This is a genomic window from Pseudomonas sp. LBUM1655 (assembly GCF_059716085.1).
Map to the genome: position 1 here is coordinate 5,811,767 of NZ_CP166801.1, position 16,960 is coordinate 5,828,726.

Genomic DNA, 16,960 nt, shown 5'->3' on the forward strand with positions numbered 1-16,960 from the left:
TTCACTGGTGATCCAATGTGGGAGCGAGCCTGCTCGCGAAGAGGCCAGTCAGACCACTAAAAACTCTGGATCAGTGGACCAGGCCCGCCTCCACCAACAACTGCTCAAGTGCCAACAAATCCGGCACTTTCGCCACTTGCTCCCCCACCTGCACCGCCGCCTGTTCCAGCGCACACAACGGCACATCGACATAGCTCAATTGGCTATCGAGCTTGTAAGACCGAGGAATCCCCTGCACCAGCAACGCAATGAATTTCAGCTGCGGCAAGCCACCCAGCGCATTGAGAATCACAATCCGCGCTCGCTCGCCAATCACCACTTTCTGCCCACACGCCGACTCGAAACTCAGCAACGGAATCTGCCGCTCGCGCCACATGACGCGCCCCAGATACCACGGCGGTGTATCCAGATCGAAGGCGCTGGCCTGATAGTCGATCAGCTCGGCCACCGCGACGTTGGGCAAGATCAGGTTACGATCCGCCAGCGGCAGCAGCAGCCCGGTGAGTTGGCTGGTACGCGCGTTGTGGCGGCGCTCATGCATGTTTCTTGCTCCAGTGGGCAATGCTTTCGAGCAGCACCGATTCCTGATACGGCTTGCCGAGGTAGTCGTTGACGCCGATGGCCATGGCGCGGTCGCGGTGTTTTTGCCCGGTGCGCGAGGTGATCATGATGATCGGCAGGTGTTGCAGGCGCTCGTCGTTGCGCACCTGGGTGGCGACTTCGAAGCCGTCCATGCGCGGCATTTCGATGTCGAGCAGCATCAGGTCGGGCATGTGTTCTTCGAGCAGGAGCATGGCGTCGACACCGTCCTTGGCGGTCAGCACGTTCATGCCGTGGCGTTCGAGTAAACGACTGGTGACCTTGCGCACGGTGACCGAGTCGTCGACCACCATCACCAGCAGCGGTTTCTGCGGTTCGCTGTCGATATCCGGTTGAATCGGATACTGCGCAACCGGTGCCTGCATGGCGCGGATCGGCGCCAGCAGATCAAGAATCAGCACCACCCGGCCATCGCCCAGAATCGTCGCGCCGGACACGCCCTGCACCGCCGCGAATTGCGCGCCGAGGCTTTTGACCACGATCTCGCGAGTCCCGGCCATGGTGTCGACCTGCACCGCGATGCGCCGGTCGTTGTACTGCACCAGCAGCACTGGCAACGGCAGGCTCTGGCCCAGCAGTTTCGGGCGTGGCGCGGTTTTCAGCAGCTCGCCCAAGTAGCACAGCTCATAGCGTTGGCCGCCGTATTGATAGCTCGGTGGATCGAGTCGGAAATGCCCATCCAGATCATTCGGCAACACGCGGACGATGCCGTCGATGGTGTTCAGCGGAATCGCGTATTGATCCTCACCACACTGCACCATCAACGCACGGTTGACCGACACGGTGAACGGCAGGCGAATGCGGAAATGCACGCCCTGCCCCGGCACCGAATCAATGCTCATGCTGCCGCCCAACTGGCGGACTTCTTCATGCACCACGTCCATGCCGACGCCACGCCCGGAGATCTGGGTGATTTTTTCGGCGGTGGAAAACCCCGGTTGGAGGATGAACTGCAACACATCGCGGTCGCTGATTTCGGCGTCCGGCGCCAGCAAGCCACGTTTGATTGCCTTGTTCCGCACCGCTTCCAGCGGCACACCGGCACCGTCGTCGCGGATGTCGAAAACGATGTCGCCGCCCTCGCGGGACAGCTCGAGGCTGATCTGCCCTTGCGCCGGTTTCCCCGCCGCCAGCCGCACCTCGGTGGACTCCAGACCATGGTCGACGGCGTTGCGCAGCATGTGCTCCAACGGTGCGGCCATGCGCTCAAGCACGTTGCGATCCATCTCGCCTTCGGCGTTGCCGACGACGAAAGCGACGTCTTTGTTCAGCTCTTCGGCAACCTGGCGGACGATGCGTTTGAGGCGCGGCAACATCCGTTCGAACGGCACCATGCGCGAGCGCATCAGGCCTTCCTGCAATTCGGTGTTGATCCGCCCTTGTTGTTGCAGCAGGTTCTCGGCGTCGTGGTTGCGGCGGTCGAGGGTTTCCTTGAGGTCGAGCAAGTCGGAGGCGGATTCGAACAGCGCCCGCGACAGTTGCTGCAACTGGGAATGGCGATCCATTTCCAGCGGATCGAATTCTTCGTAACCGAGGCGTTCGCCGTCGACTTGCTGACGGCTGAGGATGCGCCCCTGAGTTTCCGTATCGAGGCGGCGCAACTGATCACGCATGCGCTCGATGGTGGTTTCCATCTCGTTGAGCGCGACTTGCGCGTCGTTGACTTGCTGTTCAATGCGTCCACGGAAAATCGAGGTTTCACCGGCCAGATTGACCAGTTCGTCGAGCAGTTCGGCGGAGACCTTGACCATGTCCGCGCCGGCGTCGGCGGCCGGTGCTGCGGTCTCGGTTTTAACCGGCAGCGGCAGCAACGGCGGCGCTTCAGGCGTCACGGGATGACTGAAGTTCTGGATCGCATTGATCAACCGATCCGCTGGCGGACACGGTTGCCCGGCGCGCACGCCATCGAGCATTTGCGCCAGTCGGTCATGGCCGCGCTGCACCAGCGCGAACAATTCGCCAGACGCTTGCAACGAGCCGGCGGAGAGACTTTCGTAAAGGTATTCCAGCTCATGGGCGAGGTCGCCGATCGGGCCGATCTCGACCATCCGCGCGCCGCCCTTGAGGGTGTGCAGGTCGCGCAGCAGGGTTTCGACTTCCTGACGGTTGCCCGGCTCAGCCTGCCAGCGCAGCAGCGCGGCTCCGGAGTTCTCGATGATGTCGAAACCTTCTTCGAGGAAGATCTCCAGCAACTCGGGATCGTGCCCGGCACCTTCGTGATCGACGGCAGGTTGCGTCGTTTCGGCAGGGGTCGGCGAGCCTTGGCGTACCTGGCGAAGCGCTTCGATCAGATCCTCTGCCGGCTCCAGCGGCTGATGGTTTTGCAGTTGCTCAAGCAGCCGGGTGAAACGCTCATGGCTTTTGTGCAACAAGCGACCAAGGTCTTCGCTGTGGCTGTAGCGACGATCGACCAGACCTTCGTAAAGGCTTTCCAGCTCCTGGGCCAGATCGCCGACGGCATCGACTTCGGCCATGCGCGCACCACCCTTGAGGGTGTGCAAATCACGCTGCAACGAGGACAGCGGCGCGGCGTTGTCCGGGTCGCTCAGCCAGCGCTGCAAGGCTTGCTCGGCGCTGTCGAGAATGTCCACTGCCTCTTCGAGGAAGATCTCGACGATTTCGTCGTCCGGCTCCTGGGCAGCGCTGGTTTGCGAAAGCTCGGCGGTGGCCGCGCCCAGTTCGCGGATGCTCAAGGTGCGGCTGCCGTCGCTGCGAATCAGGCCCATGGACGAGGGGTCGAGGCTTTCGTCGAGCAGATCATGCAAGGCGCGAATGCGCTCCGGCTGCGGCGTGACTTCCTGGCCGGCGGCCAGTTCGTCGAGCATGTTGATCAGCGCTTCGTGGGCGTACTGCGCTTCCTGGAAAAACCGGTCGCTGACCGCCAGGCTGCTTTCTTCCACGGCGCCATAGAGATCGAGCAAGGCTTCGCACAGAACATCCACCGGCAGCAGATCCGCCAAGTGCGCGCCTTCACCGAGGGTGGTCAGCTCATCCAGCAACGCGCTGAGTTCCTGGCGTTCGCCGGGGTGTTGCTGCCAGCGCTGCAAAAGGTTTTCGGCGTCGAACAGGATGTCCATGCCTTGGGCAAGGAAGTTGTTGATCAGTTGCGGATCGTGCTTGATCCGCAGGCCAGTGTTCGGCGCATTGAGGATCGCTTCCAGACGCTCGCCGAGCAGCGCATCGGTGCGTTTGATCAGCGACTGCGCGCCGACAATCGGCGCCAGCGGATCATGCTTGAGCTGGCGCAAGCCGACACGGAACAGCCCTTCGGCTTCGAGCAGCAACTCGACTTCATCGAGATCGAGCGGCAACTGATGGGCCTTGAACTCTCGGGCCAATTGATCAAGCGATGCCGCCAGTTCGGCAATCGGCAACACACCGGCCATCGACGCGCTGCCCTTGAGGGTGTGCAAAGCGCGCTGCAACTCGTCGCTGGCCGGCAGCGGAACATGCTCGGCCGCTTGATCGAGGAAACGATTGAGGCTGGCGAGGTGGGTTTCGGCTTCGTTGCGGAAGATCTCCAGCAACAGCGGATCGAGCGCCGCAACGTCATCGACGTCTTCGGCAGCCAGCGGTTCGTCCCCCTTGGCCAAGGCATGGGCGCGCGCCGCCAATTGATCGACATCGCTGCGCTGACGCTGGCTGTTGGTGGCGAATTCGCTGACCAGTTCCGGCAGCAGCAACACCGTGTCGGTGAGTAATTGCGGCACCACGGCGCCGGGTTCGACGCTGTGTTCCAGCACGCGATTGAGCAGGTTTTCCACCGCCCAGGCCAGTTCACCGAGGATCAGCGCACGCACCATGCGTCCGCTGCCTTTCAAGGTGTGGAAGGCGCGGCGCAGCTCTGTCAGCGCGGCGCGATCCTGCGGATTGACTGTCCAGCGCGGCAGGTATTCGTGGAGAACCTCAAGTACCTCATCGGTCTCTTCGAGGAACACTTCGCGCAGTTCGTCGTCCACCGGTTCTTCATCGGCCGGTGGCGGCATCAGGCTGCCGGGTGTGACCACGGCGGGCGGATTGATCGCCGGCACCGGGCTGGCCAACACATCGGCCAGCGACTGCACGATGTCCGGGTCGTCCAGCGCCTGCAGGTCCTGCATCACCAGTGCTTCGCTTGGGCTGAGCACGTCATCGAGCACTGGCACACGCTGTTCGCCGGGCTGCTCATTGGACTCTTCGTTTGCAAAATAACCGAGACTGGCGAGGCTCTTCTGCGCGACATCCAGCAGTTGTTCGCTTGGCGCCAGCGGGTCATCGCTCAAGCGTTCAAGGTAATACTCGAGGCTGGTGATGACGTCGGCGAGGTTGTCCAGTTGCTGCCAGCCTGGTTCGTGCGGATCGAGCAGCAGATGTTCGCGGATGAAACCGTTGCAGGCCTCGACCAGATTCGCCGCACGACTCAGCGGAATCATCGCCAGCGCCCCGCGCACCTGAGTCAGCAGTTCCGGCAGCGGTTGCAGTTGCTGGCGATCCCAATCGGCGTCGATGTAGTCGACGATCATGTCCTTGGCCTGTTGCAAGCAGATGCGCGCTTCCTTGATCACGATCTGATGAATCTGCGTCAGGTCGGTGGTGGGCAGGCGCGAGTCTTCGGGGCTTTCCGGCTCGACGGTGCCGACCATCCCGGCGAGTGTCGCTTCGACGTAGAGCAAGGCGCCGGCAACGTCCATCAGGATCGCGTCGTTGGGTTCACGCTGGCCCTGGACAAGGCTGAGCACCACCGCCAGTTGATCGATGATGACCTTGCGCGGCTGGCCGAAACCGAGCACCGCGAGGGTGTCGGCGATCTGCCGCAACGGCGCCAGCAGGCTTTCCAGGTCCGACGTATGTTGGCGGTCGCTGCGCACGAACAGGTCGAGGCGTTCCTTGACCCGCACCAGTTCTTCGCACAACGCCGCCAGCACCGAGCGCATCGCATCGCGGTCGGGGCCGGCCAGGCGCGCGCGTTCTTCATCGACCATCGCGCTGTCGGGTAAGGCGTCGTCCAGGGAGTAGCGATCTTTCATGGTCAGCATCTGCCTGGTGGGATGTTCGGCTTTGGCAATATAGAACAACAGGCTTTTGAGAAGCTCTGGCGGGGGCGGCTGATTGAGGCCCGCCATGCCTTGCTCGAGCAAGCGTTTGAGCTCCTTGTCGGCGTCCTTGAACAGGCTGCGCAGTGCCGGGCTGTTGGCGATCACGCCTTCGCGCATACCTTCGACCAAGGCGGATGCGACCTGCCACAACGGACTTAACGGGGCGTCACCGCTCAGCGCTTCGAGACGGGTGAAGACTTTCGCCAGATAAGCCAAGTGCGTCTGGTCATCCTGCTCACGCAGCAAACCGACCAGCGCCATTTGCAGCATCTGGCGTAACTTGCGCAGCACATTCGGCAGCTCTGCCGGTTCCAGCAGCGCCAGCGCCTCTTCGCCAAGCGGCGGCAGCTCGGGCAGTTGCGGGCTGAACAGACTGGTTTCCGACAGCAGGCTTTCGCCGCGAGCGCTGCGCAAATCATTGAGCAGCGGCAGCACGACCAGAGGAAGATCACGGCGGGCGCTCTGTACGCGGTCGAGGTAGATCGGTAATTGCCCCAAGGCTTGCAACAGCAAGTGCAGGGCTTCGTCGCGATGGCTGACCCGACCCTGCTGCAAGGCTTCGACAAGATGTTCCATTTCTTCGGCGAGCAGCGCGGCGCCGTAGAACTCGACCATCTGCAAGCTGCCGTGAACCTGATGGATGTACGCCAGGCACTCGTCCAGCCCGCCGGATGCGTGCGGATCATCGAGCACGGTTTCAATCGCCTGATGCGCCAGTTTCAGCGTTTCGGCAATTTCGCCTTTGACCCACTCGAGGGCCACGTAGTCGTGGCGATCACCCATAACCGCTCCAATCACACTTTATCCGTCGCCGACGCGGATGCCGCCGGCAAGGTGAAACCTGACACCGAACGACGCAACTGACTGGCCATTTTCGTCAGGTTGCCGATGCTCTCGGCGGTGGCTGTGGAGCCCGACGACGTTTGCGTGGTGATCTGCTGGATCACGTTCATCGTCAGCGAGATCTGCCCGGCCGACGTCGTCTGCTGCTGCGCCGCGTTGGAGATGCTCTGAATCAGCGCCGCAAGGGTCTTCGACACGCCTTCGATTTCTTCCAGAGCCACCCCGGCATCCTGCGCCAGCCGCGCGCCGCGCACCACTTCAGTGGTGGTCTGTTCCATGGAGATGACCGCTTCGTTGGTGTCGGTCTGGATCGCCCGCACCAGCGTTTCGATCTGCCGAGTGGCGGCGGACGAGCGCTCGGCCAGCCGTTGTACTTCGTCGGCGACCACGGCAAAACCACGCCCGGCATCGCCGGCCATCGACGCCTGAATCGCGGCGTTGAGGGCGAGGATGTTGGTCTGGTCGGCAATGTCGTCGATCAGGCTGACGATATCGCCGATTTCCTGCGACGACTCGCCAAGACGCTTGATGCGTTTGGCGGTGTCCTGAATCTGTTCGCGAATGTTGTCCATGCCGTGGATGGTGTTGTGCACCACCTCGTTGCCTTTGTTGGCGATTTCCACGGAACGCTCCGCTACCGCCGAAGACTCGGCGGCGTTGGCCGAGACCTGATCGATGGACTGGGCCATATCGTTGATCGCGGTCGAGGCTTCGGAAATCTGCTGGGCCTGATGCTCCGAGGCCTGGGCCAGGTGCATGGCGGTGGCCTGGGTTTCCTGCACGGCCGCCGCGACCTGGCCGGCGGTGAGGTTGATGGTCGCCACCAGATCGCGCAATTGATCGACGGAATAGTTGATCGAGTCGGCGATGGTGCCAGTGAAGTCTTCAGTCACCGAGGCGGTCACGGTGAGGTCGCCGTCGGCCAGATCCTCGATTTCATCGAGCAGACGCATGATCGCGTTCTGATTGCGTTCGTTCTTCTCGGCGGTCTCGCGCAACTGGCGATTGGTTTCGCGGACCATGACCAGACCGATCAGGATGATCGACGCAAGCGCCAGCAAGCCGAGCACGTAGCCACCGATGGTGTCGGTGTTGCGCCCACCCGCGAGGTTTTCGAAACGGTTAGCCAGGTGCGAGGCTTCGTCGAGCAGGGTTTGCGAGAGGTTGAAGATGTTGCTGGCCGACTCGCGAACCTTGAACAGCTCCGGCGAGGTTTCGAGGATTTCATCGACAGAGCCGGAAACGAACTGGAACAGCTCGGAAATCTCACTCAGGCGCGCGCGGGCATCACGGTCTTCGACCTGACTGATCTTCAGCGCCGGGTTGCCCTGAAGCATGCCGTTGAGGACTTGGCCGAAGCGAGTGGCATCGCGGCCAAACGCATCGGCAGCCTGCTGCGAGTTTTCATCGCCGGCCAGCACGGTGTTCACCGCACCGAGAATGCGTTCGGCCAGCAACGATTGGCGCTGGGCCATCGCCACTTGTGCCGCCGGAGCACCGCGCTGGAGCAGGATCTCGACGACTTTTTCGTATTCGATCTGCAACTGCGGCACGGTTTCGGCCAGGGTCGCGGCGACCTGATGCAGCGACAGCACGGTCTGTTCGCTGGAGAGAATGGCGTCGGTGTTTTTCAGCAGGCGTTCCCAGTCGAGCTGCACGGCGCGCATTTCCGGGCGCACGGTCGACGGCGCCGGGGGCAGGCCGGTGGCCGGGTCGCCCTTCTTCAGGTAACTCCAGCGCCGGGCGAAATCGTTGCGCGCATCGCTGAGCAACTTGAACGCGGCAGCCTTGCCGGCGGCGGCTTCAGTGGCGTTCTTGGCAATGCGTTGCGACAGCACGCGCAGCTCACCGGCGTGACCGATGTACTGCTTGTCGTAGTTCGCCTGGGTGTTGAGGTAAGCGAAGTTGGCAAACAGCAGCATGATGAACACGATCAGTGCGATGAACAGCACGATGATCTGCGAGCGACTGCGCGATCCTTCCGCCGGCTTGCCTGTTTTTGCTTTTGTCATCGGTCCTCGCCTATGAAACCTGCAACGGCCCACTGTGGGAACGAGCTCTGTGGCGAGGGGATTTATCCCCGATGGTTGGCGAAGCCGACCCAAAACCTGCACCCGCGATGTCCCAGATTCAATTCAGGTTTTGGGGCCGCTGCGCGACCCATCGGGGATAAATCCCCTCACCACAAATCCCGCTCCCACAGGTTTGGGTGGTGTTTCGACTAAATTGCGACGCTCATGAACACCGGGGATTTGGCCAGCGCAAACAGGCTGAACACCCGCCAGTTCTGCTCACGCCGGAAGTACCCTTTGACGAACTCGGCCTTGGAGCCCTGGCGCTTGCTGATCGACAGCGGTTCAAAGCTGTCTTGCTCGAAATGCTGCAGGCCGAAGACCTCATCGACCATCAGCCCGGCAAACACGTCGCCATGCTCCACCACCAATACCCGCCGCTGCTTACGAAGCGGTGAAAGCTCATGCCCGAAGAAACCGCACAGGTCCATGATCGGCAGCAACCGCCCACGCAGGTTAGCCACCCCTTTGACCCAAGGTTTGACCCCAGGCAACTGAGTGCAGCGCGGCTCGTGCAGCACTTCGCTGACTTCGCCCATCGGCGCGACATACCAGTGTTCGCCGAGGCGAAAACCGATACCGCTCCAGCGATCCCGACGCGCCGGTTGCGATGGCAGGTCGGCCGCGAGCAAGCGGCAGCGCTGGTCAATCTGCCAGAGCAGTTCGAACGCGGTCAGCGATTCGCTCATGGCCGCGCGATCAACCGGCCAGCACGTTGTTCAGGGTCTTGATCAGAGTCTCTTCATCGACCGGTTTGGTCAGGTAGTCCTTGGCGCCTTGGCGGGTGCCCCAGACCTTGTCGGTTTCCTGATCCTTGGTGGTGATGATGATCACCGGGATATGCCCGGTGTCCGGGTCCTTGGTCAACTGACGGGTCGCCTGAAAGCCGTTGAGGCCGGGCATGACAATGTCCATCAGCACCGCGTCGGGTTTTTCCTGACGGGCCAGGGCAACGCCGTCGGCGCCATTTTCGGCTTTGAGCACTTCATGGCCATGCTTTTCCAGCATGCCGGTCAGTTTGTACATTTCAGTCGGCGAATCATCGACGATCAGGATACGTGCCATGGTTTTCCCCATTTTTCTTGTCGACATCCGGCCCGCTGGCCGAGCGTCACTGTACGTGTCTTACTGCGGCAAAGCGGCGGCAAAGCCCGGAACATGGGCCTGGATCGCGCTGAGCAGTTCTTCCTTGCTGAAAGGCTTGGTCAAAAATTGATCGGAACCGACAATCCGCCCCTTGGCCTTGTCGAACAGCCCGTCACGGGACGACAGCATGATCACCGGCGTGGCCTTGAACGCGCTGTTGTTCTTGATTAAAGCGCAGGTCTGATAACCATCCAGACGCGGCATCATGATGTCGACAAAGATGATGCCGGGATGGTTGTCGGCGATCTTCGCCAATGCGTCGAAACCGTCGATCGCCGTGATGACTTCGCACCCCACATTTTTCAACAAGGTTTCAGCGGTGCGGCGAATCGTTTTCGAGTCGTCGATCACCATGACCTTCAAGGCGCTGGACTGCTGTTCCATAAGGGGGCTCTACCGTCGCCTTTGCGAATCAAATTGTCCGTTTTGCGATGAGTAATGGCTGGAAACCCTTGATGTTCAAGGGCCAGCACTGCATGGCAGCCTTTTTAGCACAGTCTCCAGATGCAATCTATCGACGGGTTTTCCCTTGACCGCAAACCCGCCCGGCGCCACTCTGGCGGCACTTTTTTCATACCGATCCGGTAGCCAATTTTCGAGGAAAACCCAATGAGCGTTCGCGTCGGGATTGTCATGGACCCTATCGCCAGCATTTCCTATAAAAAGGATAGCTCGCTGGCCATGCTGCTGGCTGCGCAGAAGCGCGGCTGGGAACTGTTCTATATGGAACAGCGCGACCTGTATCAGGCCGAAGGTCAGGCACGGGCGCGGATGAAGCCGCTGCAAGTCTTCGCCAATCCGGAAAAATGGTTCGAACTGGACGCCGAGCAGGACAACCTGCTGAGCGATCTGGACGTGATCCTGATGCGCAAGGATCCGCCGTTCGACATGGAGTTCGTCTACTCCACCTACCTGCTCGAGCAGGCAGAAACCGCTGGCGTGCTAGTGGTCAACAAACCGCAGAGCCTGCGCGACTGCAATGAAAAGCTGTTCGCCACGCTGTTCCCGCAGTGCACGCCACCGACCATCGTCAGCCGCCGCGCCGATGTCCTGCGCGAATTCGCTGCCAAGCACGGCGACGTGATCCTCAAGCCGCTGGACGGCATGGGCGGCACCTCGATCTTCCGTCACCGTGCCGGCGATCCGAACCTGTCGGTGATTCTCGAAACCCTGACTGCCCTCGGCGGCCAGCAGATCATGGGCCAGGCCTACCTGCCGGCGATCAAGGACGGCGACAAACGCATCCTGATGATCGACGGCGAGCCGGTGGATTACTGCCTGGCGCGGATTCCGGCCCAGGGCGAAACCCGTGGCAACCTCGCGGCCGGTGGTCGTGGTGAAGCGCGTCCGCTGACTGAAAAGGATCGCTGGATTGCCGCTCAGGTCGGCCCGACGTTGCGCGAGAAGGGCCTGCTGTTCGTCGGTCTGGACGTGATCGGCGAAAGCCTCACCGAAATCAACGTCACCAGCCCGACCTGCATCCGCGAAATCGACAACGCTTTCGGCACCGACATCGGCGGCATGCTGATGGATGCCATCGACAAGAAGCTGCAAGCCGCCGGCAAAAAGCCGCAAGTTTGATGTGTGTCACATGCAGTCTGTCGCTTGAAGCGTGAAGCCCAAGGCGTGAAACCAACATTGCGTTATCATGCGCAGCCTCTGAAAAGCGCGATGTTGGTTTTCTTGTCATGACCCTCCCGTCCGATCTGCCCGCAGAACTCGCCCATCGTGGCGTGCGCCCGGCCGATCGCCTCGGATTTACCCTGTTTCTCGCAGCGCTGATTCACTTGGCGCTGCTGCTGGGCGTCGGCTTCACCATGGTCGAGCCCAAGCAGATCAGCAAAACCCTGGAAATCACCCTCGCCACCTTCAAGAGCGAAAAGAAGCCCGAGAAGGCTGATTTCCTCGCGCAGGAACACCAGGAAGGCAGCGGCACGCTGGACAAGAAGGCGATTCCGAAGACCACCGAGGTCGCGCCGTTCCAAGACAATCAGGTCAAAAAGGTCACGCCCCCGCCCGCCGCCAAGCCTGAAGTACAGGAAGCCGCGCCCAAGGCTGCGGTGACGACTGTCGCGCCTAAGCCGAAAAAAGCCCCGACCAAAAAAGAAGAAACCAAGACCGAGGTCAAACCGACCGTCGACGCGCCGGAGTTCGACAGCTCGCAGTTGTCCAGCGACATCGCCAGCCTCGAAGCGGAACTGGCCAAGGAACAACAGCTGTACGCCAAGCGCCCGCGAATTCACCGCTTGAGCGCGGCGTCGACCATGCGTGACAAAGGCGCTTGGTATAAGGACGACTGGCGCAAGAAGGTCGAGCGCATCGGCAACCTGAATTATCCGGAAGAAGCACGGCGCAAGCAGATCTATGGCAATTTGCGCCTGATGGTCTCGATCAACCGCGACGGCTCGCTGTATGAGGTGCTGGTGCTGGAATCGTCGGGGCAGCCGCTGCTGGATCAGGCGGCACAGCGCATTGTCCGACTGGCGGCACCATTTGCACCGTTTACCGGTGATCTGTCGGATATCGACCGACTGGAAATCATCCGCACCTGGAAATTCGCAAGGGGCGACAAGCTCTCCAGCAATTAAGAGAAAGATCAAAAGATCGCAGCCTTCGGCAGCTCCTACAATTGCCCCGCATTCCCATGCAGGAGCTGCCGAAGGCTGCGATCTTTTGGCGGCTTCAGCTTGTCAGTTCGCCCCTTGAACGCCACACTAGCGCACATGAAAAACGTCAGCCCCAGCTACCTCAAGCATCACTTCCTGATCGCCATGCCGCACATGGCCGACCCGAACTTTGCCCACACCTTGACCTACATCGTCGAGCACACGGCCAATGGCGCCATGGGGATTGTGGTCAACAGGCCGCAAGAGTTGAATCTGGCTGACATCCTCGAGCAACTGCGACCGGACATCGATCCGCCGGGCCTCTGCCAGCATGTACCGATCTTCATTGGCGGCCCGGTGCAAACCGATCGCGGTTTTGTCCTGCACCCGGCGGGCAAGACCTTCCAGGCCACCGCCCAGCTCGACGGCGACCTGGCACTGTCCACTTCGCAGGACGTGCTGTTCGCCATCGCTGACGGCGTGGGCCCGGCGAAAAGCCTGATCGCCCTCGGTTACGCCGGTTGGGAAGCCGGGCAACTGGAAGCCGAAATGGCCGACAACGCTTGGCTGACCTGCCCGTATGACACCGACATTCTGTTTAACACCAGCAGCGAACTGCGTCTGGACGCGGCAGCCAGGCACTTGGGGATCGACCTCAACCTGCTGACCAGCCAGGCAGGTCACGCCTGATGGCCCTGCGCTTGATTCTCGGCTTTGACTACGGCACCAAACAGATCGGCGTTGCCGTCGGCCAGGTGATCACCGGTCAGGCCCGCGAGCTGTGCACCTTGAAAGCACAAAACGGCGTGCCCGACTGGAATCAGGTCGAAGCCCTTATAAAGGAATGGAAACCCGACGCCGTCGTCGTTGGCCTGCCGCTGAACATGGACGGCACGCCCAGCGAGATGTGTCTGCGCGCCGAGAAGTTCGCCCGCCGCCTCAACGGCCGCTTCAATGTGCCCTTCTATACCCACGACGAACGCCTGACCACTTTCGAGGCCAAGGGCGAACGCCTGGTGCGTGGCGGCCAGAAGGGCAGTTACCGCGACAACCCGGTGGATGCCATCGCCGCCGCTCTGCTGTTGCAGGGCTGGCTCGATGAAAACACCGCACTGTTTGAATCCTGACTGCATTTAATTCTGAAAAGCGCTACGGCGCTTTTCTTTTGGCTAAACCCCCAGCCACGTCCGGCAGGACGCGGCTCGGGTCGAAGAAGGAGCAACCATGAGCCTGCCCAATCCCGCCGATCTGATCAGCCAGATGGCGACACGCCTCAAGGCGCACCTTGCACAGCGCGACATCAGCGAACCGCGTTACATCGGCATCCGCACTGGCGGCATCTGGGTCGCGCAAGCCTTGCTCAAGGAATTGGGCAGCGACGCGCCGCTGGGCACGCTGGATGTTTCCTTCTACCGCGACGACTTCAGCCAGAACGGCCTGCACCCGCAAGTGCGCCCGTCCGCCCTGCCCTTCGAGATCGAAGGCCAGCATCTGGTGCTGATCGACGACGTACTGATGAGCGGCCGCACCATCCGCGCCGCCATGAACGAACTGTTCGACTACGGCCGCCCGGCCAGCGTGACGCTGGTCTGCCTGCTTGACCTGGACGCCGGCGAGCTACCGATCCGCCCGAACGTGGTGGGCGCGACCCTGTCGCTGGCCACCCACGAGCGCGTGAAGCTGTCCGGCCCCGAGCCGCTGACGCTCGAACTGCAAGACTTTGCCCTTTAATCCGCCCTATTGAGAGTCCCCCTCGCGATGACGCCTCTAGATACCAAGCGCCCGCTGCAGCTCAATGATCAGGGCCAGCTGCGCCACTTCCTCTCGCTCGACGGCCTGCGCCGCGAGTTGCTGACGGAAATCCTCGACACTGCCGACTCGTTCCTCGAAGTCGGTGCCCGGGCCGTGAAAAAAGTCCCGTTGCTGCGCGGCAAGACCGTGTGCAACGTGTTCTTCGAAAACTCCACGCGCACCCGCACCACCTTCGAACTGGCGGCCCAGCGGCTGTCGGCGGACGTGATCACCCTGAACGTGTCGACCTCGTCGGCGAGTAAAGGTGAAACCCTGCTCGACACCCTGCGCAACCTCGAAGCCATGGCCGCCGACATGTTCGTCGTGCGTCACGGGGATTCCGGCGCCGCGCACTTCATCGCCGAGCATGTCTGCCCACAAGTGGCGATCATCAACGGCGGCGACGGCCGTCACGCTCACCCGACGCAGGGCATGCTCGACATGCTGACAATCCGTCGGCACAAGGGCGGTTTCGAAAACCTCTCGGTGGCCATCGTCGGCGACATCCTGCACTCGCGGGTCGCGCGTTCGAACATGCTTGCCCTGAAAACCCTCGGCTGCCCGGACATCCGCGTGATCGCGCCGAAAACCCTGCTGCCGATCGGCATCGAGCAATACGGCGTGAAGGTTTACACCGACATGACCGAAGGCCTGAAAGACGTCGACGTGGTGATCATGCTGCGCCTGCAGCGTGAACGCATGACCGGCGGCCTGCTGCCAAGCGAAGGCGAGTTCTACCGCCTGTTCGGCCTGACCACCGCGCGCCTGGCCGGGGCCAAGCCCGATTGCATCGTCATGCACCCGGGGCCGATCAACCGTGGCGTGGAGATCGAGTCGGCAGTGGCCGACGGCCCGCACTCGGTGATCCTCAATCAGGTCACTTACGGCATCGCGATTCGTATGGCTGTGTTGTCCATGGCCATGAGCGGGCAAACAGCCCAGCGCCAATTCGAGCAGGAGAACGCCCAGTGAAGCTCAGCATTCTCGGCGCCCGCGTCATCGATCCAAGCAGCGGCCTGGATCAAATCACCGACATTCACGTTGAAGCCTGCAAGATCGTCGCCCTCGGCGCGGCACCGGTCGGTTTCACCGCTGTAGAAACTATCGACGCCACAGGTCTGGTGGCCGCTCCGGGGCTGGTCGATCTAAACGTCGCCCTGCGCGAGCCGGGCTATAGCCGCAAAGGTTCGATCGCCAGCGAAACCCGCGCGGCAGCGGCCGGCGGCGTGACCAGCCTGTGCTGCCCACCAAAAACCAAACCGGTGCTCGACACCTCCGCCGTGGCCGAACTGATCCTCGACCGCGCCCGCGAGGCCGGCAACACCAAGGTGTTCCCGATTGGCGCGCTGAGCAAAGGTCTGGACGGTGAGCAACTGGCAGAACTGGTTGCGTTGCGCGACGCCGGTTGTGTGGCGTTCGGCAACGGTCTGGAGAGTTTCCGCAACACCCGCACCCTGTGCCGGGCGCTGGATTACGCGGCGACGTTCGACCTGACGGTGATCTTCAACTCGCAGGATCACGATCTCGCAGAAGGCGGCCTGGCCCATGAAGGCGCGGTCGCCAGTTTCCTCGGCCTGCCGGGCATTCCGGAAACCGCTGAAACCGTGGCGCTGGCCCGTGATCTGCTGCTGGTGGAGCAAACCGGCGTGCGCGCGCACTTCAGCCAGTTGACCAGCGCTCGCGGCGTGGCCCTGATCGCTCAGGCGCAGGCCCGTGGCCTGAAGGTGACGGCGGATGTCGCGCTGTACCAACTGATCCTGACCGACGAAGCGCTGATCGATTTCAGCAGCCTCTATCACGTCCAGCCGCCGCTGCGCACCCGCGCGGATCGCGATGCCCTGCGTGAAGCAGTGAAGTCCGGTGTGGTCTCGGCGATTTCCAGCCATCACCAACCCCACGAGCGTGATGCCAAACTGGCACCGTTCGGCGCGACCGAGCCAGGCATCAGCAGCGTTGAATTGCTGCTGCCGCTGGCGATGACGCTGGTTGAGGATGGCTTGCTCGATCTGCCGACACTGCTGGCGCGCCTGAGTGCAGGCCCGGCCGAGGCGCTACGCCTGCCGGCGGGCAAACTGGCGGTGGGGGGTGCGGCGGATATCGTGCTGTTCGATCCGAAAGCGTCGACTGTGGCTGGCGAAGGCTGGTTGTCGAAGGGTGAGAACTGCCCGTTCCTTGGGCACAGTCTGCCGGGTGTGGTTCGTTACACCCTGGTGGATGGGCGGATCAGCCACCAGGCTTAATACCGGGTTGCCCCATTCGCGAGCAGGCTCGCTCCCACATTGGATCTGTGAACGACACAAATCCCCTGTGGGAGCGAGCTTGCTCGCGAAGACTTACTGAAAGGCGCCGCGATTCTGCATGTTGCGCACCGACACTTGGTCATTCAGCGTCCAGAAGTCATACAGCACGCCAATAAAGAACAACCCGCCCGTCAGCAGGTAGATCAACCCGCTGATCCACTTCCCCTGATACATCCGGTGCACACCGAACACCCCAAGGAACGTCAGCAGAATCCACGCTACGTTGTACTCGATCGGCCCCTCGGCAAACCGCAAATCTGCCTCGCGATCCATCGCCGGGATCAGAAACAAGTCGATCAGCCAGCCAATGCCCAGCAAACCGAAGGTGAAGAACCAGATCGTTCCGGTCACTGGCTTGCCGTAATAAAAGCGGTGAGCGCCGGTAAATCCGAAGATCCACAGCAGGTAACCGATGAGTTTGCTGTGGGTGTCTTTTTCCTTCACACGGGGTAGCTGATAGCTGTTCATGAAGACCTCGTTTCACTCGATAGATAAATATTCTTGAATTCTTTGTGACTTTTTTACAG

The 16,960-nt window shown here is 61.6% G+C and carries 14 protein-coding genes; 7 read left to right on the top strand and 7 right to left on the bottom strand.

Annotated elements, in window-relative coordinates:
- Positions 1-70: 70 nt before the first annotated feature.
- The 6 genes from ACA074_RS26155 to pilG all read right to left on the bottom strand — a co-directional run bounded on the left by ACA074_RS26155 (position 71) and on the right by pilG (position 10,120).
- A complete protein-coding gene (locus ACA074_RS26155; protein WP_489879327.1) occupies positions 71-541 on the bottom strand; it encodes a chemotaxis protein CheW in 471 nt (156 codons plus the stop codon).
- On the bottom strand, positions 534-6,458 hold the full coding sequence (locus ACA074_RS26160) for a hybrid sensor histidine kinase/response regulator (RefSeq protein ID WP_497678038.1): 5,925 nt from the start codon (positions 6,456-6,458) through the stop codon (positions 534-536). The genes ACA074_RS26155 and ACA074_RS26160 overlap by 8 nt, the downstream gene beginning before the upstream one ends.
- Positions 6,459-6,469: 11 nt before the next feature.
- Entirely contained in the window at positions 6,470-8,530 is a 2,061-nt protein-coding gene (locus ACA074_RS26165) for a methyl-accepting chemotaxis protein (RefSeq protein ID WP_497678039.1), read from the bottom strand.
- Positions 8,531-8,739: 209 nt separating this feature from the next.
- The gene (locus ACA074_RS26170; protein WP_497678040.1) at positions 8,740-9,279 is read right to left on the bottom strand and encodes a chemotaxis protein CheW; all 540 of its coding nucleotides are present in this window, start codon (positions 9,277-9,279) and stop codon (positions 8,740-8,742) included.
- Between the two features lie 10 nt (positions 9,280-9,289).
- On the bottom strand, positions 9,290-9,655 hold the full coding sequence (pilH, locus tag ACA074_RS26175) for a twitching motility response regulator PilH (protein ID WP_027926574.1): 366 nt from the start codon (positions 9,653-9,655) through the stop codon (positions 9,290-9,292).
- Between the two features lie 60 nt (positions 9,656-9,715).
- Positions 9,716-10,120: a twitching motility response regulator PilG gene (gene pilG / locus ACA074_RS26180; RefSeq protein ID WP_187679026.1), complete on the bottom strand. Its 405-nt coding sequence runs from the start codon at positions 10,118-10,120 to the stop codon at positions 9,716-9,718.
- A gap of 225 nt (positions 10,121-10,345) precedes the next feature.
- Between pilG and gshB the strand changes: the two genes are divergently transcribed.
- The 7 genes from gshB (at position 10,346) to ACA074_RS26215 (ending at position 16,373) form a co-directional block, all read left to right on the top strand.
- Positions 10,346-11,317, top strand: a complete 972-nt coding sequence (gene gshB / locus ACA074_RS26185; RefSeq protein ID WP_497678041.1) for a glutathione synthase — start codon at positions 10,346-10,348, stop codon at positions 11,315-11,317.
- A gap of 107 nt (positions 11,318-11,424) precedes the next feature.
- Entirely contained in the window at positions 11,425-12,324 is a 900-nt protein-coding gene (locus ACA074_RS26190; RefSeq protein WP_008077848.1) for an energy transducer TonB, read from the top strand.
- A gap of 135 nt (positions 12,325-12,459) precedes the next feature.
- Positions 12,460-13,032, top strand: coding sequence for a YqgE/AlgH family protein (locus ACA074_RS26195; protein WP_100846946.1), 573 nt, complete (start codon positions 12,460-12,462; stop codon positions 13,030-13,032).
- Positions 13,032-13,469 carry a Holliday junction resolvase RuvX gene (ruvX, locus tag ACA074_RS26200; protein ID WP_008077844.1) on the top strand — a complete coding sequence of 146 codons (438 nt, stop codon included), beginning with the start codon at positions 13,032-13,034 and terminating at the stop codon, positions 13,467-13,469. Before ACA074_RS26195 ends, ruvX begins: the two co-directional genes overlap by 1 nt.
- 97 nt (positions 13,470-13,566) lie before the next feature.
- Positions 13,567-14,073 (top strand): bifunctional pyr operon transcriptional regulator/uracil phosphoribosyltransferase PyrR, encoded by a 507-nt coding sequence (gene pyrR / locus ACA074_RS26205; RefSeq protein ID WP_187679028.1) that lies wholly within the window; start codon positions 13,567-13,569, stop codon positions 14,071-14,073.
- Between the two features lie 27 nt (positions 14,074-14,100).
- Positions 14,101-15,105: an aspartate carbamoyltransferase catalytic subunit gene (locus tag ACA074_RS26210; protein WP_007913665.1), complete on the top strand. Its 1,005-nt coding sequence runs from the start codon at positions 14,101-14,103 to the stop codon at positions 15,103-15,105.
- On the top strand, positions 15,102-16,373 hold the full coding sequence (locus ACA074_RS26215; RefSeq protein WP_497678042.1) for a dihydroorotase: 1,272 nt from the start codon (positions 15,102-15,104) through the stop codon (positions 16,371-16,373). Before ACA074_RS26210 ends, ACA074_RS26215 begins: the two co-directional genes overlap by 4 nt.
- Positions 16,374-16,466: 93 nt before the next feature.
- Here ACA074_RS26215 and ACA074_RS26220 read toward each other — a convergent pair whose 3' ends face one another.
- Complete coding sequence (locus ACA074_RS26220) at positions 16,467-16,901, bottom strand: NINE protein (protein ID WP_489879323.1); 435 nt, start codon at positions 16,899-16,901, stop codon at positions 16,467-16,469.
- Between the last annotated feature and the right edge of the window lie 59 nt (positions 16,902-16,960).

Excerpts from the sequence above, each read along its gene's own strand:
- ACA074_RS26170 (WP_497678040.1), bottom strand. The coding sequence starts at position 9,279 with ATGAGCGAATCGCTGACCGCGTTCGAACTGCTCTGGCAGATTGACCAG.
- pilG (WP_187679026.1), bottom strand. The coding sequence starts at position 10,120 with ATGGAACAGCAGTCCAGCGCCTTGAAGGTCATGGTGATCGACGACTCG.
- ACA074_RS26210 (WP_007913665.1), top strand. The coding sequence starts at position 14,101 with ATGACGCCTCTAGATACCAAGCGCCCGCTGCAGCTCAATGATCAGGGC.
- ACA074_RS26195 (WP_100846946.1), top strand. The coding sequence starts at position 12,460 with ATGAAAAACGTCAGCCCCAGCTACCTCAAGCATCACTTCCTGATCGCC.
- ACA074_RS26220 (WP_489879323.1), bottom strand. The coding sequence starts at position 16,901 with ATGAACAGCTATCAGCTACCCCGTGTGAAGGAAAAAGACACCCACAGC.
- gshB (WP_497678041.1), top strand. The coding sequence starts at position 10,346 with ATGAGCGTTCGCGTCGGGATTGTCATGGACCCTATCGCCAGCATTTCC.
- pyrR (WP_187679028.1), top strand. The coding sequence starts at position 13,567 with ATGAGCCTGCCCAATCCCGCCGATCTGATCAGCCAGATGGCGACACGC.
- ACA074_RS26155 (WP_489879327.1), bottom strand. The coding sequence starts at position 541 with ATGCATGAGCGCCGCCACAACGCGCGTACCAGCCAACTCACCGGGCTG.
- pilH (WP_027926574.1), bottom strand. The coding sequence starts at position 9,655 with ATGGCACGTATCCTGATCGTCGATGATTCGCCGACTGAAATGTACAAA.
- ACA074_RS26165 (WP_497678039.1), bottom strand. The coding sequence starts at position 8,530 with ATGACAAAAGCAAAAACAGGCAAGCCGGCGGAAGGATCGCGCAGTCGC.
- ACA074_RS26160 (WP_497678038.1), bottom strand. The coding sequence starts at position 6,458 with ATGGGTGATCGCCACGACTACGTGGCCCTCGAGTGGGTCAAAGGCGAA.
- ACA074_RS26190 (WP_008077848.1), top strand. The coding sequence starts at position 11,425 with ATGACCCTCCCGTCCGATCTGCCCGCAGAACTCGCCCATCGTGGCGTG.
- ruvX (WP_008077844.1), top strand. The coding sequence starts at position 13,032 with ATGGCCCTGCGCTTGATTCTCGGCTTTGACTACGGCACCAAACAGATC.